At 55.5% G+C, this 23,771-nt stretch carries 23 protein-coding genes; 16 read left to right on the top strand and 7 right to left on the bottom strand.

The features are described 5' to 3' along the window. From C6A40_RS10685 to C6A40_RS10650, 8 genes are all read left to right on the top strand, one after another. The coding region (locus C6A40_RS10685) for a bacteriophage T4 gp5 trimerisation domain-containing protein (protein WP_446717785.1) at positions 1-567 on the top strand (567 nt) is incomplete at its 5' end. Beyond that, positions 560-1,057 carry a hypothetical protein gene (locus C6A40_RS10680; RefSeq protein ID WP_072204991.1) on the top strand — a complete coding sequence of 166 codons (498 nt, stop codon included), beginning with the start codon at positions 560-562 and terminating at the stop codon, positions 1,055-1,057. The genes C6A40_RS10685 and C6A40_RS10680, both read left to right, overlap by 8 nt. Positions 1,058-1,132: 75 nt before the next feature. Then, the gene (locus C6A40_RS10675; RefSeq protein ID WP_239991048.1) at positions 1,133-1,687 is read left to right on the top strand and encodes a hypothetical protein; all 555 of its coding nucleotides are present in this window, start codon (positions 1,133-1,135) and stop codon (positions 1,685-1,687) included. 3 nt (positions 1,688-1,690) lie between these two features. Beyond that, positions 1,691-2,767, top strand: coding sequence for a hypothetical protein (locus tag C6A40_RS10670; protein WP_058657669.1), 1,077 nt, complete (start codon positions 1,691-1,693; stop codon positions 2,765-2,767). 75 nt (positions 2,768-2,842) lie between these two features. Continuing rightward, on the top strand, positions 2,843-3,283 hold the full coding sequence (locus C6A40_RS10665) for a DcrB-related protein (protein ID WP_045334940.1): 441 nt from the start codon (positions 2,843-2,845) through the stop codon (positions 3,281-3,283). Between the two features lie 3 nt (positions 3,284-3,286). Then, entirely contained in the window at positions 3,287-7,645 is a 4,359-nt protein-coding gene (locus tag C6A40_RS10660; protein ID WP_072050926.1) for an RHS repeat-associated core domain-containing protein, read from the top strand. Beyond that, the gene (locus C6A40_RS10655) at positions 7,602-8,390 is read left to right on the top strand and encodes a macro domain-containing protein (protein WP_045334938.1); all 789 of its coding nucleotides are present in this window, start codon (positions 7,602-7,604) and stop codon (positions 8,388-8,390) included. Before C6A40_RS10660 ends, C6A40_RS10655 begins: the two co-directional genes overlap by 44 nt. Before the next feature lie 233 nt (positions 8,391-8,623). Continuing rightward, a complete protein-coding gene (locus tag C6A40_RS10650) occupies positions 8,624-8,890 on the top strand; it encodes a hypothetical protein (RefSeq protein ID WP_204690086.1) in 267 nt (88 codons plus the stop codon). Positions 8,891-8,933: 43 nt separating this feature from the next. Here C6A40_RS10650 and ychF read toward each other — a convergent pair whose 3' ends face one another. Continuing rightward, on the bottom strand, positions 8,934-10,028 hold the full coding sequence (gene ychF / locus C6A40_RS10645) for a redox-regulated ATPase YchF (protein ID WP_003856650.1): 1,095 nt from the start codon (positions 10,026-10,028) through the stop codon (positions 8,934-8,936). Between the two features lie 126 nt (positions 10,029-10,154). After that, a complete protein-coding gene (gene pth, locus C6A40_RS10640; protein ID WP_008499504.1) occupies positions 10,155-10,739 on the bottom strand; it encodes an aminoacyl-tRNA hydrolase in 585 nt (194 codons plus the stop codon). Positions 10,740-11,013: 274 nt separating this feature from the next. Between pth and ychH the strand changes: the two genes are divergently transcribed. Next, on the top strand, positions 11,014-11,289 hold the full coding sequence (ychH, locus tag C6A40_RS10635; protein WP_008499505.1) for a stress-induced protein YchH: 276 nt from the start codon (positions 11,014-11,016) through the stop codon (positions 11,287-11,289). 121 nt (positions 11,290-11,410) lie between these two features. After that, positions 11,411-12,469: a MerR family transcriptional regulator gene (locus C6A40_RS10630; protein WP_045334935.1), complete on the top strand. Its 1,059-nt coding sequence runs from the start codon at positions 11,411-11,413 to the stop codon at positions 12,467-12,469. Here C6A40_RS10630 and dauA read toward each other — a convergent pair. From dauA to lolB, 4 genes are all read right to left on the bottom strand, one after another. Then, complete coding sequence (gene dauA / locus C6A40_RS10625) at positions 12,455-14,134, bottom strand: C4-dicarboxylic acid transporter DauA (RefSeq protein WP_045334932.1); 1,680 nt, start codon at positions 14,132-14,134, stop codon at positions 12,455-12,457. The two genes, C6A40_RS10630 and dauA, sit on opposite strands and share 15 nt — an antisense overlap. Positions 14,135-14,258: 124 nt before the next feature. Then, positions 14,259-15,206 (bottom strand): ribose-phosphate diphosphokinase, encoded by a 948-nt coding sequence (gene prs / locus C6A40_RS10620; protein WP_003856663.1) that lies wholly within the window; start codon positions 15,204-15,206, stop codon positions 14,259-14,261. Positions 15,207-15,331: 125 nt separating this feature from the next. After that, positions 15,332-16,201: a 4-(cytidine 5'-diphospho)-2-C-methyl-D-erythritol kinase gene (ispE, locus tag C6A40_RS10610; RefSeq protein WP_021240362.1), complete on the bottom strand. Its 870-nt coding sequence runs from the start codon at positions 16,199-16,201 to the stop codon at positions 15,332-15,334. Continuing rightward, entirely contained in the window at positions 16,198-16,809 is a 612-nt protein-coding gene (gene lolB, locus C6A40_RS10605; protein ID WP_008499511.1) for a lipoprotein insertase outer membrane protein LolB, read from the bottom strand. The genes ispE and lolB overlap by 4 nt, the downstream gene beginning before the upstream one ends. Positions 16,810-17,010: 201 nt before the next feature. Between lolB and hemA the strand changes: the two genes are divergently transcribed. From hemA to kdsA, 5 genes are all read left to right on the top strand, one after another. After that, positions 17,011-18,267 (top strand): glutamyl-tRNA reductase, encoded by a 1,257-nt coding sequence (hemA, locus tag C6A40_RS10600; protein WP_008499512.1) that lies wholly within the window; start codon positions 17,011-17,013, stop codon positions 18,265-18,267. Between the two features lie 41 nt (positions 18,268-18,308). After that, a complete protein-coding gene (prfA, locus tag C6A40_RS10595; protein ID WP_021240360.1) occupies positions 18,309-19,391 on the top strand; it encodes a peptide chain release factor 1 in 1,083 nt (360 codons plus the stop codon). Further along, the gene (gene prmC, locus C6A40_RS10590; protein WP_045334930.1) at positions 19,391-20,221 is read left to right on the top strand and encodes a peptide chain release factor N(5)-glutamine methyltransferase; all 831 of its coding nucleotides are present in this window, start codon (positions 19,391-19,393) and stop codon (positions 20,219-20,221) included. Before prfA ends, prmC begins: the two co-directional genes overlap by 1 nt. A 121-nt stretch (positions 20,222-20,342) precedes the next feature. Continuing rightward, on the top strand, positions 20,343-21,152 hold the full coding sequence (gene sirB1 / locus C6A40_RS10580; protein WP_008499515.1) for an invasion regulator SirB1: 810 nt from the start codon (positions 20,343-20,345) through the stop codon (positions 21,150-21,152). Between the two features lie 36 nt (positions 21,153-21,188). Further along, entirely contained in the window at positions 21,189-22,043 is an 855-nt protein-coding gene (kdsA, locus tag C6A40_RS10575) for a 3-deoxy-8-phosphooctulonate synthase (protein WP_008499516.1), read from the top strand. Between the two features lie 114 nt (positions 22,044-22,157). On the opposite strand, the gene chaA is transcribed toward kdsA, so the two are convergent. Then, entirely contained in the window at positions 22,158-23,258 is a 1,101-nt protein-coding gene (gene chaA / locus C6A40_RS10570; RefSeq protein ID WP_008499517.1) for a sodium-potassium/proton antiporter ChaA, read from the bottom strand. A gap of 270 nt (positions 23,259-23,528) precedes the next feature. Between chaA and chaB the strand changes: the two genes are divergently transcribed. Continuing rightward, entirely contained in the window at positions 23,529-23,759 is a 231-nt protein-coding gene (gene chaB / locus C6A40_RS10565) for a putative cation transport regulator ChaB (RefSeq protein WP_008499518.1), read from the top strand. The last annotated feature ends 12 nt before the right edge of the window (positions 23,760-23,771 follow it).

Raw genomic sequence — 23,771 nt, 5'->3', positions numbered from 1 at the left:
ATGCCGCCGTGGGCGCTGCCGGCTGCGGCGACGCAGATGGGCTTTATGAGCCGCACGAAAGACGGTTCCGTGGACAATGCCAACGCCCTGCGGTTTGAGGATAAAGCGGGTGCAGAGCAGGTGTGGATCCAGGCCGAGCGTAACATGGACACCAGCGTTAAAAATGATGAAACGCACAGCGTCGGCGGAGCGCGCAGCCATTACGTGAAGAAAAATGAACTGCATCGCGTGGAAGCGAATCAGACCCAGGCCGTGAAAGGTGGCACCGAGATCCTGACGGGGAAAGGTAAGCTGGATGCGGCGGTGGAGCAGTATGTTATCGCTTCCGGGACGAAGCTGCGGTTGGTCTCTGGTGAGAGCGCCATTGAACTCAACGCGAACGGCAAGATTAACCTGATCGGCAAAGAGTTTAACTTCTTTGTCGAGGGGGATGGGTATATCACTACGGGCGGTAAGCTGCATCTGAACACGTCGGGAACCAAGCCGGGCACGACGGCGCCGGGATCGGGGCATAAAGGGGATATTGATGCGGCGGTGCAGGCGAAATTTACGCCAAAAGATGAGTAAGGCCGGTGCGGTACTTATCGCATTATTAACGACGGGAATGGCTGAAGGAGACGCTCAGAAAAAGGATCTTTGGATGTTTATTTCCGGGATGAGCGCATCGCTTAAGACGTTATCCGTTACAACCCTTAGTAATGCGCCGTTATCGTTTAAGATGACCAGGCAAAATGAATATATCAATTTCTACAATGCCGACGATATCAAACTCGCTGATGGGACGAACATAACCGCAATTGAGTTACGTTTAAGCAAAGATAACGACGGCATGGCGCCTTTACTGAATTTTTCACCCTCCTCAGGTCAATGCATAACGCTTGATACCGTTAAAAAGCGCTATCCGCAGTTGAGGTTAACTGATTATCCGCGCGGCCGTTCGGAGAACGAAGTGACCAGCTATACAGCCCGAAAAGATATGAATGGACAAAAGGTGAGCTTCAGTTTCACCGTGAAAAATCCTCACTGTCTGTGTTCAGTCGTCATTAGCGCAGACTAAGAAATACTGCACTCATGTCCTGGCGGTTTCTTCTGGATGATAATTGCAATACACATTCAATAAATGACGATTAACGTGAAAAAACACACGCCGACATTTCTTTTTTCTGCCCTGATGTTTACCTGTCTCGGCAGCAATGTGGTTTTGGCTCAGGTGATGCCTCCCGTTCTGACAAAACGGGATTTTTCTGTGCAGATCAAAGACCAGCCTGTCGCATTGGGCGACCGATGGTCTCCTGATAGTGCCCGTAAAATTGATGTGCCGTGGGAAGGCAGCTTTGTCGGTGAGGTTCCTTTTGACGGAACGAACTATAAATTCTACCAGCATCAAAGGACTGGGTTAGAAATATTCAGTTCCAATCTCTGGTGGGATAAAGCTGAACGAAGCGTTGATGATTATATCGTGTCGCAGATTACGCTGACTGCCGAAGACTTCGCAACGCCGCGGGGTGTCCATGTGGGTTCAACGAGAAAGGAACTGAACAGCGCATACGGTACCGGTCAGGTCGACAATGATGCGGGGGAGCAGTGGATTACCTACGAATTGGATAAAAAACTGCTCTCTTTTGAGATAAAAGACGACAACGTTATAAAAATAACGATGAATTACAACAATGATTCTCAAGAATAATTTATGACCAAAAAATATGTTGCAGTCGTATTGTTCACGGCTTTATTGACAGGCGTCGTTGAAACGTCATCGGCACTTGAATTATCGCAATACAATAAGCTCGATACGGTAAGTCGCATCCTTAACGACAGTGAAGTGACAGACAATCTCAGGACGCTGTTAGGAAATCATTACCAAACCTTTATTGATAACTTTGACGTCTTCGGCGAACCGCATACCACCACAGGTGGAGGATTGTTTGTTGAAGGCTGGCTAAAAGATCTTTATCTGGAGAACGCGTCAGCGCTGGTTATCAATCCTGACGGCAAAATCTTTGCGGCCTGGGTGGTTCCGGAGTCGGACGTAATCCATTACCAATCCTCTGATAATAGCCCGGGTATTAATGCTGATATCCAGCAATGGGCCGCCAGATTCCATACGATGCAGTTTGCAATGAATAGCCAATCGAGACCTGCTTTTGACGGGGTTTGGGCAGGCGGGGTTGGCAACGACTCGACGTTAACCCTGCAGTTAGCTGAATCAGGCAACCGTATCACCGGGTCTTATTGCTATATCTCCCAGAGAGGGAATCGCATCGACTGCCCGGAAGAAGATGAGCGAAATCTTAGCGGTACGATCGCGGGAAACCGTGCGAACGTAGAGTTCAACTCATCGTTTGGCGGCGCAGGCGGACGGGCTGTTCTGGAAATAAAGGGGAGTGAAATGGAATGGCGTCTGGTAACGCCTCCGCAAAAAGGAAATGTTTATACCCCGCTGCGTTATACGTTACGCAAAGCCGCTTCGGTTCATCACGCTGAAACCAGAAAACTGGACACCGAAAAGTTCACTATTTCTCTTATAAATAAGTGCGGTCATTTTGATAGCGAATGTGATCAGATGGTCTATCTCGGCGTGCGCAAAAGCGATAACAGTACGATCTCCTTAAGGGGAAAAACGTTGCACGACTCCGCAGGTAAAATAATCGGCTCAACCTACAAGAATGGCGAGATCGCTTATACCGTGACGTATGCACCCATGAAATTGGTTGTCAGCAAAGGCAGCCATGTTTTAGTCGAACAATCAGGTCAATGGCGTAAATAATAAAACAGCCAGCCAAAGGGCCAACATGGATTGGCCTTTTTGTTTCTCTCAATATTAATCATCCCGAGTTCACTTATGAAATACACCCTCCAGGAAGGTTCATTTTCCCTTTTTCCTGCTGCCTGGCAGGATAACAGCATGAACATTATTCGCGATGACGAAAGCGGGCTGTCCGTGGTGGTCAGCCGCGGCGTGATTCCCGATGGCAGCGACTACGAACAAGAGTTTCACCGCCAGTGGGATGTGTTGCGTCCTCAGATGGGTGAGATCACCCAGAGCGAATTCCGGAACGTAAACGCCGGGCCTGACGGAAAAATTAGCGGACTGGAAGTCGAGACCACCTTTGACCGTAACGGACAGCGCCTGTGGCAAAAACAGCTGGCCGTGCAGACGCCGGGCAAACCGGTATTGATGATTTTTACCCTCTCGGCATTAAGAGCCTTTACCGAAGAGGACGAGGTGCGCTGGAGCGCGCTTAAGCAGAGTCTGACGCTAAACGACAACCGGAATGTGTAAGGCATGAGCGATAACAACGCGGCCCGTAAGGGCGACGAGATTATTCACTCCAGCATTTTTGCTGATATCACCAGCATTGTGGCGGAAGGTGCCGCCTATGCGGTGATCGGTGCGGCAGTGGGGCTGGCGGCAACGGCTGCCGCGCCTCTACTCGGTGCGGGTGCTGCCGCCGCAGGCGTGGCGGCAATTGGATCCAGCTGTTTGTTAAGCGGGATTATCGGTGGCGTGTTGGCGAACGTGGCGGGTATTACCGACGATATCAGCAACGCCGCGGAAGGGTTAGGCAATGCGCTTTTCCCGCCGTCACCTGCGGGTAAAATCACCACCGGTTCGAACAACGTACTGACCAACGCAATCCCCGCCGCACGCGCGGCAGGCACGCTCACGCCCGCCGATACCCCGTCCCCTGAGCCGCAGTCGCCGGGCAGCTTTGCCGATTACGCGGGCATGCTGCTTTCCGCCGCCGGACAGTTTGGCAGCGAAATGTGGCAGCCGAGCGTGGCCTCAGCCGCCGCGGGAACCTCGCCGCTGGAAGAAGATAAGGTGGCGTGTGAAAAACACTCCGGGCCGCAGTATCTGGCGGAAGGCTCCAAAAGCGTCTTTATCAACGGGCAGCCCGCGGTGCGTGCGAAAGATCGCACCACCTGCGAAGGCACCGTTTCCGACGACGTCTCCCCGAACGTGATCATCGGCGGGGACACGCTTACGGTCCGCGATATCAAAAGCGGTAAAACGCCGGGTCTGGCGCTGGGGATGATTGCGCTCTCCCTGCTGCGCGGGCGTCCGGGCAAGATCCTCAAAAACATGCCCTGCGCGCTAGCGGCGGCCGGCGGCGGGATGCTGGCGGATATGGCGGTCAACGCCGTGTTTGGCTCCTCGCATCCGGTCCATGCCGCCACCGGCGTGAAGGTGCTGAACGACGACGACGAACTCGATTTCTCGCTGCCGGGGCGCTTCCCGCTTCGCTGGCAGCGCAGCTACAACAGCCTGACCACCCGCGAAGGGCTGTTTGGTCTGGGCTGGGCAACGACCTTTGACAGCTATCTCTCGCTGGAAGATAACAATGCGACCTGGTTCGATGAAACCGGGCGCGAGCTGAGCTTTGAACTGCCGCCTGTCGACCGCGCGTTTTACAGCATCAGCGAAGGCATCATTATCCGCCGCAATGAGAACGGCGACGTGGCGATTGCCGACGATGACGGCGCGGTGTGGCGTCTGTATAAACCCACCCGGGCGAACCCCTCAATCCTGCGTCTGGCCTCCCTCAGCGACGAGTACGGCAACGCGCTGCTGACGGCGTGGGACGAGCACGGCAGGCTGATTGGTATCCATGATGAGCCGCGGGCCATCGACGTCACCCTGCGCTATGAAGATGAACGTTTCCCGCAGCGCGTGACCGCAGCCAGCCATTTCGACGGCAACCAAACCTGGCCGCTGATGCAGTGGGGCTACGATGCGCGCGGCCAGCTGGCGAGCGCGACGGATGCCTCCGGCGTGGTGACGCGTGAATACCGTTACAACGACCACGGCCTGATGGTCTGGCACCGGATGCCGGGCGGGCTGGAGAGCGAATACCGCTGGCAAAAATTCGACCACTGGCGCGTGGTGGAAAACCGCACCAGCACCGGCGACGGCTGCCGCTTTAGCTATGATTTAGCCGCCGGGCTGACGACCGTCGAGCACTACGATGGTCAGACGCGCCGCCACTACTGGAACGCGCAGAATCTGATTGTCCGCTACGTAGACGAGCGCGGTGAAAACTGGCGCTACGAGTGGGATGATAACGAGCTTCTCACGCGTCGCATCGATCCGCTCGGCAACGCCGTTACCTTCGTCTACGACGAGATGGGCAACCGGGTGCAGGAGACCGATGCCGACGGCAACACCCGCGCCACCACCTGGCTGGAACACCGCGCGCTTCCCGCGGCCATTATCGAAGCCGACGGCAGCGCCACCCGGTTCTGGTACGACGAACATCACGGGCTGAAGCGCGTGGTGGACCCGATGGGGCAGACGACGCAGCTGCGCCGGGACGCGTTCGGCCAGGTCGTGGAAGAGGTCGATGCCGCTGGCAACAGCCGCTATCAGGAGTACAACGAGGCTGGGCAGATTGTCCGTTCGACGGACTGTTCCGGGCGTATTACCCACTATCGCTATCATCCGCTGGGCTGGCTGGTGGCTGAGACAGCCGCCGACGGTGAAGAGACGCGCTACCGCTACGACGCCGCAGGGCGCCCGGTGCAGCTTGAGCGCCCGGAAGGCTGGATGGAATCGCTTAAATGGAACGAACGTGGCCTGCCGGTGAAGCATGCGGGCGCCGACGGGAAAGAGAGCGAGTTCAGATACGACGAGGCGGGGCGCTTAACCGCCACCCGTAATACGCAGGGTGAAGAGGTGCGCCGCCGCTGGGACAGCCGCGGGCGTCTGATTGCCCTGGAAAACGAGAACGGCGAAGCGTATCAGTTCCGCTGGGGGCCAGACTCGCTGCTGCTGGAAGAGGTGGGGCTCGATGGCGTGGCCTCGCAGTATCGCTATGATGCCTCCGGGCGCACGATTGCGCGCACCTTTGCCGCCGGTCATCCGGAGGCTATCACCCACGCCTTCGCCTGGAGCGCGAGCGGCCAGCTGATCGCCCGCACCACGCCGGAAGGGCAGACCCGCTACCATTACACGCCGTCCGGGCTATTAAGCCGGATTGGTCTGCATCCTGCGCTTTCAGCCGACGCGTGGACCACCGAGGCAGAGCAGGAGCTTGCCTTTGAGTATGACGCGCTCGGTCGCGTGACGCGCGAAGCGGGCGAGCACGGTGAGCTGGCGTGGGAGTATGACGCGCTGGGCAACCGCACCTCCGTCACGCTGCCCGATGGCCGCGAGCTGAAGCAGTTCTACTACGGCAGCGGGCATCTGCTCAGCATTGCGCTCGATAAGCTCTCGGTCTCCGACTTTACCCGCGACGAACTCCACCGGGAGACCAGCCGCACCCAGGGGCTGCTGACCACCCGCAGCGAGTACGATCGTCTTGGGCGCCTGCATCGCCGGGACGTCTTTACCGGCAATGCGCAGCGCCCGTCGCCGCGCCGCTGGTCCCGCCGCTGGGATTACGACTACCGCAATAATCTGGTGCGCGAAGAGCGGGACGATAACCCGTTCAGCTGGTACCGCTGGCAGTACGACAGCGCCGGGCGCCTGCTCGTTCAGGACGGTACGCTGCCTGGCCAGGAGCAGTGGCGCTGGGATGCGGCCGGTAACCCGCTCGAAGGATCTGCTGAGAAGGTCACGCACAACCGCCTGACGCAGCTGAACGGCATTCGCTGGCGTTATGACATCCACGGCCGCACCGTGGAGAAGGATAACGGCCAGACCCGCTGGCACTACCGTTACGACGGCGAACATCGCCTGACGGAAGTCATCAGCCAGCCGCGGGACCGCAACAGGCCGCAGACGCAGGTTAGCTTCCGCTACGATCCGCTCGGTCGCCGCATCAGCAAAACGCGACGCCAGATGCTGGGCGGACAGCCAACCGGCAAGCCGGTCACCACCCGGTTTGTCTGGGAAGGGTTCCGCCTGCTGCAGGAGGTGCACGGGGATGTGCCGCTGACCTACGTTTACAGCGATCAGGACAGTTACGACCCGCTGGCGCGTATTGACGGCGTTGATGCCCCGGAGATTTTCTGGTTCCACTGCCAGCCCAACGGCACGCCGGAGCGGATGACGGATATCGAAGGGCAGGTACGCTGGGAAGGTGTGAACGGCGCCTGGGGCAAGCTGCTGCGGGAAAGCGAGACGCAGGTATCAGGATATTCTCAGAACCTGCGGATGCAGGGGCAATACCTGGACCGTGAGACAGGCCTGCACTACAATCTGTTCCGGTATTACGACCCGGACTGCGGAAGGTTTACGCAGCAGGACCCGATAGGGCTGGCGGGGGGAATAAACCTTTACCAGTATGCGCCGAATGCGCTGGGGTGGGTGGATCCGTGGGGGTTGACTCCTAAAACATTAATTCACTACACGACTGAAGAAGGGATGAAAGGTATCACGGAAAGTGGTGTAATAAGACCTTCATCAGGAGATATACACGCCCGATTCGGGGATGGTCAATACTTCACTAATATCAGACCTGAAATGATTGGCGGACGAACACTTAAAGATGTTGGCGGAACTGGAAAAATGTCTCTGGGTCAATTAGCAGCTGATATATATGGTGATGCGAGGAAATTAAAAGGCATAAGCCATTTTGTCGAAATAGATGTTACTGGCTTAGATGTAATTGAACCCCGGAAAAATACATTTTTGATCTTAAACACAAAAGATCTCGATGTCTCTAAAAGAATTGTTAAAAGTGGGAGGAGTTGTGGTTGAGGTGAAAAAATATTATAAAGGAAATGTGGATTTTATTGCAGGTGAAGGGATCATTCTCAATGAATTTATAGGAGATGTAACCACTCGACAAATAAATATTATAGATGGTGAATATTATGCTTCTTCCTCTTTGCTGGACAAAAATGATAAAGTAGGTTTTCTATTATATGATGGTAAAAAAAGCGACTTGGACTTAAGTGACGCTGAAGAAATTTCAAATGAGGAATTTGAAACTTTCTGGCAAACATCAACGAGTTCATTGCAAGAAAAAAAGCGAATAAAGTACTTATCTGGAGATGCTGTGGAACCTTTGAAAAAATCCACAGTTATTGCTCATATTGTGAATAATAAAGGGAAATGGGGTAAAGGTTTTGTTCTGTCCCTTTCAAATAAATACCCGGCTGCAAAGAAACATTATCTCAGTAGCTTCAAAGAAAATAACTTCCCTGAATTAGGAATGGTTGATTTCGTCATAGTTGATGCTCAAGAGCAAATATTTATTGCTAATATGTATGCGCAGGATGGAATAAAGAAAAATATAAATGACAGAAAACAATACGTATCATATGCATCCCTGGAAGTTTGTCTTGAAAAATTATCTGACTTTGCTTTAGTTAATCGCCTTTCAGTACAAATGCCAAGGATAGGAGCAGGCCTTGGTGGAGGTGATTGGAATGTTATAGAGACATTAATACAAAAAAAGATTTGCTATAAGATGATTGATTGCAGTGTAGTAACTTTATAATATGAAATTTAGGAGTCTATTTATTAGATTTGATTGTTGCTTAGGGGAAGGTCTTTTATTTAAAGGGGCAAGGGCTTTAGTATGCAAATATCTATAACATATACTATTGAACAAGGAACGAGTTTCACGACAACCAAAAATACGCCGAGGCTTTAGAGCAATACCAAAAAGCCTGGCAAGCTCTTCCTGAGCCAAAGTTCGAATCTGAATTTGCCAACTGGATCTCTGCCTGCATGTACAGCGCATATTTTGATCTCGCGGATTACGCTGAGGCAAAGAAATGGGGAGAGACGACATTACGGACACGTGGATCGGATATAGACACTGCACCCTTAATCGATCTCGGCATGGTCTGTTATGAGTTGAATCAATTCGAGGAAGCGTATAAATATTTTAACGATGCTTATAACTACGGCAAAGAGCGTGCATTTCAGGATAGACCTAAAAAATATCTTGAGTTCTATCTATCTAAGCAAGAGGGCTTAAGTTCGTTAACTTAAAAAAATCCACGCCAAGGCGTGGATTTTTTTCATTCAAAACAAATCAGACGTTAAACAGGAAGTTCATCACATCGCCATCTTTAACGATGTAATCTTTCCCTTCTGCACGCATCTTGCCTGCTTCTTTCGCGCCTTGCTCACCCTTGTAGGTGATGAAGTCTTCAAACGCGATAGTCTGCGCACGAATAAAGCCTTTCTCGAAGTCGGTATGGATCTTACCGGCCGCCTGAGGCGCAGTCGCACCCACAGGAATCGTCCAGGCACGCACTTCCTTCACGCCAGCGGTGAAGTAGGTCTGCAGGTTCAGCAGCTCATAGCCCGCGCGGATCACACGGTTCAGGCCCGGCTCTTCCAGACCCAGCTCGGCCATGAACTCTTCACGATCGGCATCGTCCAGCTCGGCGATGTCGGATTCAACGGCCGCGCAAACCGCCACAACCACAGAACCTTCCGCCGCGGCGATTTCACGCACTTTGTCCAGGTACGGGTTGTTCTCGAAACCGTCTTCGTTAACGTTGGCGATGTACATGGTTGGCTTCAGGGTCAAGAAGCTCAGGTATTTGATCGCCGCTTTGTCTTCGTCAGTCAGGTTTTTCAGCGCGCGCAGCATGCCGGCGTTTTCCAGCTGTGGCAGACATTTTTCCAGCGCAGCCAGTTCCGCTTTCGCGTCCTTGTCGCCGCCTTTGGCTTTCTTCTGCACGCGGTGAATTGCACGTTCGCAGGTGTCGAGGTCAGAGAGCGCCAGCTCGGTGTTGATGACGTCGATGTCGTCAGCCGGATCCACTTTGTTGTTAACGTGGATGATGTTGTCGTTCTCGAAGCAGCGCACAACGTGGCCGATCGCTTCGGTTTCACGAATGTTGGTCAGGAACTGGTTGCCCAGACCTTCGCCTTTGGATGCGCCTTTTACCAGGCCCGCGATGTCCACGAATTCCATGGTGGTGGGCAGAATGCGCTGCGGCTTCACGATTTCCGCGAGCTGGTCCAGACGCGGGTCCGGCATTGGCACCACGCCGGTGTTCGGTTCGATGGTACAGAACGGGAAGTTCGCCGCTTCGATACCCGCTTTTGTAAGCGCGTTAAACAGGGTGGATTTGCCCACGTTTGGCAGACCGACGATACCGCATTTGAATCCCATTTCTAAATCACCTTAATATCTTGATAATCAATCCGTTAACGATAACCGATTGATGAAAAGTAAATAACTACGCCTATTATACACGTAACCCGCATGACGCGCGGTAAAAAAGCCGTATCGGGCGGATTATTGCGCTTTAAAAGCGTGCAAGCGGTTTGTCGCTTTGGTTAAGCCGTCTTGCAGCCAGATTTCCGTGCAGCGTGCCGCTTCGTCTACCGCCTCATCAATCAGTTTCTGCTCAGAAACCGGTGGCTTACCGAGCACGAAACCGACAACTTTGTTTTTATCGCCCGGATGGCCGATTCCCACGCGCAAACGGTGGAAATTCGGGTTATTACCCAGCTTGCTGATGATGTCTTTAAGACCGTTGTGGCCGCCGTGCCCGCCGCCCAGCTTGAATTTTGCCACGCCAGGGGGAAGATCCAGCTCATCGTGGGCGACCAGAATTTCATCCGGATTGATGCGATAAAACGTTGCCATCGCTGCCACGGCTTTACCACTCAGATTCATAAACGTGGTGGGGACCAGCAGGCGAACATCCGCGCCAGCAAGGTTGATACGTGAGGTATACCCGAAGAATTTAGGTTCTTCACGCAGGGGAGCACGTAACCGCTCGGCCAGCAGATCGACGTACCATGCCCCGGCATTGTGGCGGGTAGCCGCATATTCTGCGCCCGGGTTGGCGAGGCCGACAATCAGTTTAATCGTCACGATTCAATTCCTAATGGGTTCCAGATCTGGCGCGTAGTTTACTGTCTGGCGCGCCGCTTGACAAAATTCTGCGATCGTCGCAGCGAAATACGAATAATTACTTACCTGAACAATTAGAATTTCAAGCTGTTCAACGTGTTATTTGTAAACTTTTGTGTGGGCGTTATCTGTAATTGTGATCATTCACGCAACTCATAAAAGGAGCGTTGTCTATACTTTACACACAAGGATTAGGGGCTTTTCCCCTGACAACCCAAAGTTCCGGAGGTGACACATGAAACGCAAAAACGCTTCGCTACTCGGTAACGTGCTGATGGGTTTGGGGCTGTTTGTGATGGTCGTCGGCGTAGGTTATTCCATATTAAACCAGCTGCCGCAGCTTGATCTTCCGCAATACTTCGCGCATGGCGCGGTACTGAGCATCTTCCTCGGTGCGGTATTGTGGCTCGCCGGGGCGCGCGTGAGCGGACATGAGGAAGTCTGCGATAAATACTGGTGGGTGCGCCACTACGATAAACGCTGCCGTCGAGATCAGCATAAGCACAGCTAGTGCCATGACGAAAGAATACCGAAACGACTCCCTGGGAGTCGTTTTTTTTTTGCATCGAGGGTTGACCCTCACGTAACGTAAGGCGCCAGAGTGGCGGCACTGGCAAAGAAAAGGAGCAGCTATGTTGATTCAGGTGGGTGAACTGGCGAAACGGGCCGGTATCACCGTACGCACATTGCATCACTATGAGCAAACAGGAGTGTTGCTGCCTTCTGCCAGAAGCGCGGCAGGTTACCGGCTTTACAACCTGGCGGATGTTCAGCGCCTGCATATGATCCAGGCGCTGGCAAAAGCGGGGCTGGAACTTGCTGAAATCAGGGATTTCCTTGAGCAGGAGTCGCTGTCGTTAACCGAGTTACTCGATGCGCAAATCACGTTGCTGGATAAACAGCTGCGTAGCATACATACGCTGCGCGACCGGCTGGTCGAACTGCGTGCCGGGCTTCTCGACGATGCGGCGCCGGACCTGGAATCCTGGCTACAGACTCTGGAGTTAATGAATATGTACGATCGCTGGTTTAGCAAAGAAGAGTTACAGCAGCTGCCGTTTGCGGTGCAGAAGGACGCGCTGTCGGCTATCTGGTCAGGGCTGGTGGCGGAGGCCAACGCGCTGCTGGAGTACCATATACCCGTTACGGACGAGAGGGCGAAGGACCTGGCGACGCGCTGGATGGAGCGCCTGGAGCAGGACACGGCGGGCAAACCGGAGTTTCTTACCCGGCTGAACGAGATGCACAGCGTAGAGCCACAGATGCAGGTGCAGACCGGCATCACGCCGGAGATGACGGATTACATTACGCGCGCGTTTGCGGAATCCAAGCTCAGCATATGGGAGAAGTACCTTACTCCCAAAGAGATGGCCTTTACGCGGAAGCATTACTTTGATCGCATGATGGAGTGGCCGCCGCTGGTGGCGAAGCTGCATCAGGCGCAGCGGGAAAATCTCGACCCCGCCTCTGACGATGCCCAAAAGCTTGCCGAAAACTGGCTGGCGCTGTTCCAGTCGTACGCGGGCACCAACCCGGAGACCCAGCAAAAGTTTCGCACGGCCATGCAGCAGGAGCCGCATCTGATGAAGGGAACCTGGATGACGCCTGCCGTGCTTGCATGGCTCCAGCAGGCCATCGGGGTGATGATGCAGAGACGTTCCTCTGCATCAGGCGGCTCACAGATCCGCTAACGCGGCTTCACGGTTAGGATAAAAGGCAAGGCGGCCAGGGATCGGCTGCACGCCCGCACGCGCCATGGTGCGCAGGGGCTGGAATTCGAGGTTACTCACCCGCAGCTCACAGCCTTCAGGCAGACGTTTCACAAAGCGCTGGAAGGCGTCCAGGCCGCCAGCATCCAGCACCGGTACGGCATCCCATTTTAGCACCACAACCCGTTTACCCGCGATGCGAGACTCCAGATCGCTGAACAGACCTTCCGCCGCGGCGAAGAACAGCGGGCCAATCACGCGCAGAACCAGCACATCGTCAGGCACCTCTACGTTGACCGGGGAGAGGCGCGTCATCTGCGCGATACGGCGCATAAACAGCAGGGACGCCAGCACGATCCCGACGCTGATGGCGATGACCATATCGAACAGCACGGTCAGCGACATACAGATCAGCATCACGATGATGTCGTCTTTCGGCGCACGACGCAGCAGGTTCACCACCTTGTGCGCCTCACTCATGTTCCAGGCCACCATCAGTAGCAGAGCGGCCATGGCGGAAAGCGGTAGCCAGGAGAGCAGCGGGGCGAGGATCAGCAGGGCGAGGATCACCAGTACGGAATGGATAACTGCCGAAACGGGTGACGTTGCCCCCGCGCGCACGTTGGCCGCGGAACGGGCGATGGCTGCCGTTGCGGTAATACCGCCAAAGAACGGTGCGATGAGGTTGCCTAACCCCTGACCAACCAGCTCGCTGTTGGCTTTGTGCTTGGTGCCGGTCATCCCGTCCAGAACGACGGCGCAGAGCAGGGATTCAATTGCCCCCAGCATCGCCATCGAGAACGCGGCGGGAAGCAGGGCGCGCAGGGAATCCCAGCTTAAGGTAAAGCTGGATCCGGGCATATCCCACGGCAGCACCAGCTGCGGCAGCAGCTGCGGAATGCCGCTCCCCTGCGAACCGTCCGCCAGAACATAGTGGAACTGCGAGCCGATAGTGGCGACATGGCCGCCGAACATATTGACGACAGCCATCACCGCGCAGCCCAGCAGCAGCGCGGGAAGATGGCCGGGCAGACGGATCCCCAGACGAGGCCAGACGATCAGTGTTCCGAGCGTCACAATCCCGATGGCGGCGTCGCCCAGGTTGGCCGTCGGCAGCGCCATAAACAGCGCACCCACTTTCTGTAAATAGTGCTCCGGAACATGGGGCATTTGCAGGCCGAGGAAATCCTTGATCTGCATGGTTCCGATGGTGATCCCAATCCCCGAGGTGAACCCCAGCGTGACGGAAAGGGGGATGTACTCAATCAGCCGCCCAAAGCGGGCCAGACCAAACAGAATCAAAAAGACGCCGGACATCAGGGTGGCGACCAGCAGGCCAGCCAGACCAAACTGCTGCGAAACGGGGTAGAGGATCACCACAAAGGCGGCGGTCGGGCCGGAGACGCTGAAGCGTGAGCCGCCGGTCAGAGCGATGACGATCCCGGCCACGGCCGAGGTGTACAGGCCGTACTGCGGCGCAACGCCGCTGCCAATCGCCAGCGCCATCGCCAGCGGAATCGCGATAATGCCGACGGTGATCCCGGCAATCAGGTCACGGATAAAACGTGACGAGGTGTACTTCTCTTTCCAGCAGGCGTCGATGAGGGCGCGAAAGGGCAGAACATGTGAGGAGGCTACGTTTTTCACAATTATCTATCATCCGTATGCGCATCATCTGTCATGTGAATGGCAGGTGAAGGAGGCATTAATCATACAAATAAAACCCAGAGACAAAAAAACCCGCCGCAGCGGGTTTTTCGGCCGTGTTCGATTAGTGTTCGAACATTGCAGAGATGGATTCTTCGTTGCTGATACGACGAATCGCTTCGGCCAGCATCCCGGACAGGGTCAGGGTACGCACGTTTGGCAGTGCCTTGATCTCGTCGCTCAGTGGGATGGTATCGCATACTACAACTTCGTCAATGACGGAGTTGCGCAGGTTGTTTACGGCATTGCCGGAGAAGATCGGGTGGGTCGCGTAAGCGAATACGCGCTTGGCACCACGCTCTTTCAGCGCTTCAGCCGCTTTACACAGCGTACCGCCGGTATCGATCATGTCGTCAACCAGCACGCAGTCGCGGCCAGCCACGTCACCGATGATGTGCATCACCTGAGAAACGTTAGCGCGCGGACGACGTTTGTCGATGATCGCCATGTCGGTATCGTTCAGCAGCTTAGCGATAGCACGGGCACGTACCACGCCGCCGATGTCCGGAGAAACCACGATTGGGTTATCCAGGTTCAGCTGCAGCATGTCTTCCAGCAGGATTGGGCTGCCGAATACGTTATCAACCGGGACGTCGAAGAAGCCCTGGATCTGCTCTGCGTGCAGGTCAACGGTCAGTACGCGGTCAACGCCAACGCTGGACAGGAAGTCAGCGACAACTTTCGCGGTAATTGGCACACGCGCGGAACGGACGCGACGGTCCTGGCGGGCATAGCCGAAGTAAGGAATAACAGCAGTGATACGGCCTGCGGAAGCGCGACGCAGGGCGTCGACCATAACAACCAGTTCCATCAGGTTGTCGTTCGTTGGAGCACAGGTGGACTGGATGATGAAAATATCACCACCGCGTACATTTTCGTTAATTTGTACGCTGACTTCGCCGTCGCTAAAGCGGCCTACAGCGGCGTCGCCGAGGGAAGTGTACAGGCGGTTGGCAATACGTTGTGCTAGTTCCGGGGTGGCGTTACCAGCAAAAAGCTTCATATCAGGCACGAGAAGAACCTCAGGCATGCGTCCAGTGGTGGATAGCGTTCGCCGTAAACTGTGCGGGCCAGGCAAAGGCTATCCAGGCGGTGTATTAAAGAGCGCGATGCAACGTCTGGAACAGGGTGACGTTGTCACCGAAACTCAGTCTGCGCCAGAATGGCCTGCTGTAGGGGGGAAATGTTCATCCCACGCGCTACAAAACCATGCAGCCAAACCGGCGCTTGCTCAAGCACCTGACGAGCGGCGGATTCGGTGTCAAATTCAGCAAAGACACAGGCCCCTGTACCAGTCAGGCGCGACGGCGCGTATTCTAACAGCCAGGAAAGCACCGCATCAACCTCGCGAAAACGTTTTCTTGCGATATCCTCGCAATCGTTGCTGAATTCACAATTTAATAACGTTTCTATTGACCGAATCGGGGTATTTCTTTTCAGGTCAGGATCTTTAAAGATGACCGGGGTCGGTATGCTCACGCCGGGGTGAGCAACCAGATACCATTTTTCCGGCGGGTTGACCGGGGAGAGGATTTCGCCCACGCCCTCAGCAAAGGCCGCATGACCGCGCACAAACACCGGGACATCCGCACCCAGCCTCAAGCCTAAGACGGCCAGTTCGTCCTGTGACAGCCCGCAGCCCCAGAGATGGTTCAGGGCAACCAGCACGGTAGCGGCGTTGGATGAGCCGCCGCCCAGACCGCCGCCCATCGGCAGACGTTTCTCGATACGAATATCCGCACCGCTTCCCGCAGGTAGACGACCTGATTCCGCAGCGGCGTTCATCAGCAGACGCGCGGCGCGCACAATCAGGTTGTCCTCATGCGCCACGCCGTCGACCGGTGTCAGGAGGCAAATCTGCCCGTCCTGGCGCAGTTCAATGGAGATCGTGTCGCCATAGTCAATAAACTGAAACAGCGTCTGCAGGGTGTGATAGCCGTCAGCGCGCTGGCCGGTAATGTATAAAAACAGATTCAGTTTTGCCGGAGAGGGCCAGTGGGTCATCATTTAACGATCCAGTTGTCCATTTTCAGCTTGATGCGCTGGCTGCCCTGGGTCAGTTCCATGTTGGATGGCAGCGACGGTTTACTCTTGCTGTCATAGTCGCTGTACACCACTTTCCAGGTCTTGCCGTTCTGGGTGTAGTTCACCTGGCTCAGACGATACTGATCGTCAAGCGTGTAGTCGGTGGCGTCACCCGGCAGGCCAAGGATCCACTGGCGCAGGCTGTTCAGCGGGATAGGCATTCCGGTCAGCTTGCCAATCATCTCTTCGGCATCGGTTGCGGTGTAGTGCTGGCCTTTGTTATCGGTGATCTGCGCTTCGCCCGGTTTCGCGATAAGCTCCAGCTCGGTGCTGCCCAGCGGGTTCAGCAGCAGCAGGCGATAGTTGTCCTGACCCGTCTGCTGCCAGAAGAAACGGGCATACACTTTTTGCTCATCAGAGAGATAGGCGAAGGCGCCGCGGGTCTGGTACTGGCTCAAATTACGGACGTCCTGCTGGTGCTGACGCCACTGGGGTGAATCAGGGCTTTTGCCCGGGCCTTTTGGTTGGGTGACGGTACACGCGGTCAGAACCAGTGCCGCCAGGGGCAGCAGGCGAATCAGTCGGGTCATAATGAGGACAAATCCTTGAGATACGTTGCAGTTATAACTGTTAATGCTAGCGTCGAAGGGGGCTACCGTCTACGTTCAAATTATCTCAAAGCGTTGTGTAACCTATTACTCCGAAAGGGGGGTGTCTCTTTTATTGATCTCGCGCATCCTGTATGATGCGTTCTGCTAACCTTATTAACGCTGGTACTACTCCCGCTCAACATGACCCTATTAGCACTCGGTATCAACCACAAAACGGCCCCGGTTTCGCTGCGAGAACGCGTAACGTTTTCGCCAGATACGCTCGACCTGGCGCTGGATAGCCTGCTTGCACAGCCGATGGTGCAGGGTGGCGTGGTGCTCTCGACGTGCAACCGTACCGAGCTCTATTTAAGCGTGGAAGAGCAGGACAACCTGCACGAAGCGCTGATCCGCTGGTTATGCGACTACCACAATCTCAATGAAGACGAGCTGCGCAACAGCCTGTACTGGCATCAGGACAACGATGCCGTCAGCCATCTGATGCGCGTGGCCAGCGGGCTGGATTCGCTGGTTCTGGGCGAGCCACAAATTCTCGGTCAGGTGAAAAAAGCCTTTGCGGATTCGCAAAAAGGGCATCTGAAGGCCAGCGAGCTGGAGCGCATGTTCCAGAAGTCATTCTCCGTGGCGAAGCGTGTGCGAACCGAAACCGACATTGGTGCCAGTGCGGTTTCTGTTGCTTTCGCGGCCTGCACCCTTGCACGCCAAATCTTTGAATCCCTTTCTACCGTCACCGTGATGCTGGTGGGCGCGGGCGAAACCATCGAACTTGTGGCGCGCCATCTGCGCGAGCATAAAGTGAAAAAGATGATTATCGCTAACCGCACCCGCGAACGCGCGCAGGTGCTGGCGGATGAAGTGGGGGCAGAGGTGGTTGCCCTGAGCGACATCGATGAACGCCTGAAGGAGGCGGACATTATTATCAGTTCGACCGCCAGCCCGCTGCCGATTATCGGCAAAGGGATGGTGGAGCGTGCGCTGAAGTCCCGCCGTAATCAGCCGATGCTGCTGGTGGATATCGCCGTCCCGCGCGACGTTGAGCCAGAAGTCGGCAAGCTGGCTAACGCCTATCTTTACAGCGTAGATGACCTGCAAAGCATCATTTCGCACAACCTCGCGCAGCGTAAAGCGGCGGCGGTGCAGGCGGAAACCATTGTCGAGCAGGAAACCAGTGAGTTTATGGCCTGGCTGCGCGCGCAAAGCGTCAGCGAGACCATCCGCGAGTACCGCGGGCAGGCGGAGCAGGTGCGTGATGACCTGACTGCCAAAGCGTTAGCGGCCCTGGAGCAGGGCGGCGATGCGCAGGCTATTATGCAGGATCTGGCGTGGAAACTGACTAACCGCCTGATTCATGCCCCAACCAAATCTCTTCAGCAGGCTGCCCGTGACGGGGATGATGAACGCCTGACTATTCTGCGCAACAGCCTCGGGCTGGAATAGCGCCCTATACCCATTTTCTAAGACAAGGTGCACTTACGCCTATGAAGCCTTCTATCGTCGCTAAACTGGAAGCTCTGCACGAGCGCCATGAAGAAGTCCAGGCGCTGCTCGGCGATGCCGGGACCATTGCGGACCAGGAACGTTTTCGCGCACTTTCACGTGAATACGCGCAGTTAAGTGATGTTTCTAAATGCTTTACCGACTGGCGACAGGTTCAGGAAGATATCGAAACCGCGCAGATGATGCTCGACGATCCTGAAATGCGCGAGATGGCGCAGGAAGAGTTGCAGGATGCGAAAGCGCGTTCTGAGGAGATGGAGCAGCAGCTTCAGGTGCTGTTGCTGCCAAAAGATCCGGACGACGAACGCAACGCGTTCGTGGAAGTCCGCGCCGGGACCGGCGGGGACGAAGCGGCGCTGTTTGCCGGGGATCTGTTCCGCATGTACAGCCGCTACGCCGAGTCGCGTCGCTGGCGCGTGGAGATCATGAGCGCCAACGAAGGCGAACACGGTGGCTACAAAGAGGTTATCGCCAAGATCAGCGGCGACGGCGTGTACGGTCGTCTCAAGTTTGAATCCGGCGGTCACCGCGTGCAGCGCGTACCGGCCACCGAATCTCAGGGCCGAATCCACACCTCCGCTTGTACGGTGGCGGTGATGCCGGAGCTGCCGGAAGCGGAGCTGCCGGACATCAACCCGGCGGACCTGCGTATTGATACCTTCCGCTCCTCCGGGGCGGGTGGTCAGCACGTTAACACCACCGACTCCGCCATCCGTATTACCCACCTGCCGACCGGCATCGTGGTGGAGTGTCAGGACGAGCGTTCCCAGCACAAAAACAAAGCCAAAGCGCTGTCCGTGCTGGGCGCGCGTATCCACGCGGCCGAAATGGCGAAACGCCAGCAGGCGGAAGCGTCTACGCGTCGTAACCTGCTGGGCAGCGGCGATCGCAGCGACCGTAACCGCACCTACAACTTCCCGCAGGGGCGCGTGACTGACCACCGCATCAACCTGACGCTGTACCGTCTGGACGAAGTAATGGAAGGCAAGCTGGATATGCTGATTGAGCCTATCGTGCAGGAATACCAGGCCGACCAGCTGGCGGCACTGTCCGAGCAGGAATAATGGATTTTCAGCGCTGGTTACGTGAGGCTGCCGGTGAGCTTTCCGAAAGCGAAAGCCCGAAACGCGATGCCGAAATTTTGCTTGAGCATGTGACGGGTAAAGCCCGCACGTACCTGCTGGCCTTCGGCGAAACCGAACTGACTGCTGAACAGGAAGCCCGGCTCGCCGCGCTGCTTGCCCGACGTAAAACCGGCGAGCCGGTGGCGCACCTGGTCGGCGAGCGCGAGTTCTGGTCGTTACCGCTTTACGTCTCGGCGGCGACGCTGATCCCGCGCCCCGACACCGAGTGTCTGGTTGAACAAGCGCTGGCGCGCTTACCCGCATCGTCCTGCCACATTCTCGATCTCGGAACGGGGACCGGGGCCATCGCCCTGGCGCTCGCTACCGAACGGCCCGACTGCGCGATCACGGCGGTAGATGTGATGCCCGACGCGGTGGCGCTGGCGCAGCGTAACGTGGAACGTCTTGGCCTGACCAACGTGACGGTGCTGCAAAGCAGCTGGTTCAGCGCGCTGGAGAAGCAGACGTTCGGAGTGATTGTCAGTAACCCGCCCTATATTGACGAGCGTGACCCGCACCTTGCGCAGGGGGATGTGCGCTTCGAACCGCTGACGGCGCTGGTCGCCGCCAGGGAGGGTTTAGCCGACCTTGATCACATTGTGACAACGTCACGACAACATTTGCTTTCCGGCGGCTGGCTGCTGGTGGAGCATGGCTGGACGCAGGGGGAAGCCGTGCGGGCGCGCTTTACCCAGGCGGGCTACGCCAGTGTCAAAACCTGCCGCGACTACGGCGGCAACGAACGCCTGACGCTGGGGCAGTGGTTATGAGCGCAGGTACTGATAAAGGCGTAAGGCTGACTGAAAGGCGGTTTGGCGTTATCATCTACATCGTTTTGAGTTTTATCTCGCCCGGGCGTCGCTGTACGCTCGGTCGTTACTGGGGTAAGTCATGAAGTCCTTAGCCGATTTCGAATTTAATAAAGTGCCGCTTTGCGATGGCATGATCCTGATTTCTGAGATGATCCGCGACGATTTTACGTCGCAGTACGTCTACGATGAGCTGGAGAATCTGGTCAGCCTGGCGCGTGAAGAGATCAATCAGGCGCGCCCGCAGGACTGGCAATTAGAGAAGCTGCTTGAGCTTTTCTACGGCGAATGGGGTTTCTGCGACACGCGGGGCGTGTATCGCCTGTCTGACGCATTATGGCTGGACCAGGTCTTAAAAAATCGTCAGGGGAGCGCCGTTGCGCTGGGTTCTATTTTGCTGTGGGTTGCGCATCGCCTGGATATTCCACTGGTGCCGGTCATTTTTCCGACGCAGATGATCCTGCGTGCGGAGTGGCTGGACGGTGAGATGTGGCTCATTAATCCCTTCAACGGCGATACGCTGGATGAACATACGCTGGACGTGTGGCTGAAAGGCAATATCAGCCCGGTGGCTGAGCTCTTCAACGAAGATCTCGACGAGGCGGATAACGCAGAAGTGATCCGCAAGCTGCTGGATACGCTGAAGTCTGCGTTAATGGAAGAGCGTCAGATGGAGCTGGCCCTGCGCGCCAGCGAAGTGCTGCTGCAGTTTAATCCGGAAGACCCGTACGAAATTCGCGACCGTGGGTTGATCTATGCCCAGCTCGATTGTGAGCACGTGGCGCTGAACGATCTGAGCTATTTCGTCGAGCAGTGTCCGGAAGATCCTATTAGCGAAATGATTCGTGCGCAGATCAACGCGATCTCGCACAAGCAAATTACACTGCATTAATCTTAATTCCGATTCACACCTGAATAAGGCGATCCTATGAAACAAAAAGTGGTTAGCATTGGTGATATCAAGGTAGCAAACGACCTGCCGTTCGTGCTGTTTGGCGGCATGAACGTGCTGGAATCCCGCGACCTCGCCATGCGTATCTGCGAGCACTACGTGACCGTGACCCAGAAGCTGGGCATCCCGTACGTGTTTAAAGCCTCTTTTGACAAAGCCAACCGCTCCTCCATCAACTCTTACCGTGGCCCGGGCCTGGAAGAAGGGATGAAGATTTTCCAGGAGCTGAAGCAGACCTTTGGCGTGAAAGTGATCACCGACGTGCATGAAGCCGCTCAGGCGCAGCCGGTGGCAGACGTGGTTGATGTGATTCAGCTCCCGGCGTTCCTGGCTCGCCAGACCGACCTGGTTGCCGCGATGGCGAAAACCGGTGCCGTGATCAACGTGAAAAAACCGCAGTTCGTGAGCCCGGGTCAGATGGGCAACATCGTCGATAAGTTTATCGAAGGTGGCAACGACAAGGTTATCCTGTGCGACCGTGGTTCCAACTTCGGTTATGACAACCTGGTTGTGGATATGCTGGGCTTCAGCGTGATGAAAAACGTCTCTAATCAGTCTCCGGTGATTTTCGACGTGACCCACGCGCTGCAGTGCCGCGACCCGTTTGGCGCTGCGTCCGGCGGCCGTCGTGCTCAGGTGACCGAACTGGCGCGCGCCGGTATGGCAACCGGCCTGGCTGGCCTGTTCATTGAAGCGCACCCGGATCCGGATAACGCAAAATGCGACGGCCCATCCGCGCTGCCGCTGGATAAGCTGGAGCCGTTCCTGAAACAGATCAAAGCAATTGACGATCTGGTCAAGAGCTTCGATGAGCTGGATACCAGCAAATAATAAAAAACCCGCTTCGGCGGGTTTTTTTATGGGGCATATTGCCGGGTGGCGCTTTGCTTACCCGGCCGACAAAACCCGTAGGCCCTGCAAGCGAAGCGCCGCTGGGCAAAAGGGCTACGCAAAAATTGTCATCAAGTAAGCCACAAACAGCGCCATATGCGCCGCCCCGTTCAGCACGTTGGTGCGTCCGGTTGAGAACGAAATCTGGCACAGCAGCAACGAGGCTACCATCACAATCATCTCTGGCGCACCCAGCGCGAACTGCAGTTCGTTACCGGTCATAAAGGCAATCAGCGTCACCACCGGCACGGTGAGTGAAATGGTCGCCAGCACGGAGCCGAAGAACAGGTTCATTGCGCGCTGTACCTGATTGTTTAAGACGGCTTTCAGCGCGCCCAGCCCTTCAGGAGACAGGATCAGCAGTGCCACCAGGAAGCCGGTAAAGGCTACCGGCGCGTTCAGCTCGGTTAACAGTGTTTCCAGCGGGTTGGCGTTCATCTTGGTGACGGCAATCACCGCAATCAGATGCACGATCAGCCAAACCGTATGCCACGCGCTGCTGTGGGCCGACGGCTTACCGTGGTGCGGGTCATCGTCGTCGCTGTCGTCTTCATGCTCATACACAAACAGGCTCTGGTGCGTTTTGGTCTGAATCAACAGAAACACGCCGTACATGGCTGCGGAAATCAGCGCAACCAGCAGCGCCTGACCGGTGGAGAAGTTGGCACCCGGCAGCGCCATCGGGAAGACCAGCACGATAATCGCCAGCGGGAAGAGGGCAATCAGATACTGTTTAATGCCGAACAGGTTCATATACTGGGTCGCGAATTTACGCCCGCCCAGCAGCAGAGAGAAGCCCACCAGGCCACCCGTCACAATCATAATGATCGAGTAGAGCGTGTCGCGCATCAGCGTCGGCGCGGCATCGCCGGTCGCCATGAGCGCGGAAATCAGGCTGACTTCGAGAATAACGACGGAAAGGCTGAGAATTAACGATCCGTAGGGTTCGCCCAGACGGTGGGCCAATACGTCCGCATGGCGAACGACGCTAAATGCGCTGGTTAAGATACCGACCAGGGCAAGAATATTGATACCAACCACCACTGGCAGTGACTGACTGCTTCCCCAGAAGAGCAGCACAGCCAGTGCCAGAACCGGGAAAATGAGAGACGTCTCCTTGTGGCGGGTCTTTACCGCCTCGTGTGTTGCTGTCATGTGCTTCTCCATCAATGCAGGTGCTTGTAATTATAGATAGATTTTTGAGGTCATTAAATTAACAGATCTCTGTTAAATGCCCTTTATTTTTTACTTAATTTTACCTTTTTTAATAATTATCAGGCCTGATTCCTGTAATTCACCATATTCTCCGGATATTTGTTAAATAACAATAAGTTAATATTTTCTATCATTCATAAATGAAGTGTGGGTGGCACGCTGCCATATCGTCGTCCACACTTATCTCTTTAACCAAAAGAGAGGTAAGTGATGCCTTATAAAACGAAACGCGAATTACCCGATAATGTGCAAAACGTGCTGCCCGCTCACGCGCAGGATATCTACAAAGAGGCGTTTAACAGTGCCTGGGATCAGTACAAAGATAAGGACGATCGCCGGGATGATGCCAGCCGTGAAGAGACGGCACACAAAGTCGCCTGGGCCGCCGTAAAACATGAATATGAAAAAGGAGACGACGATAAATGGCATAAAAAGAAATAGCCCTGAAATAAT

It is taken from the genome of Enterobacter sp. GER_MD16_1505_Eko_090 (genome assembly GCF_003331015.1).
Taxonomy (GTDB): Bacteria; Pseudomonadota; Gammaproteobacteria; order Enterobacterales; family Enterobacteriaceae; genus Enterobacter; species Enterobacter roggenkampii.
The sequence above is the reverse complement of the archived record's forward strand: the minus strand, read 5'-3'. Positions and strand labels throughout refer to the sequence as shown.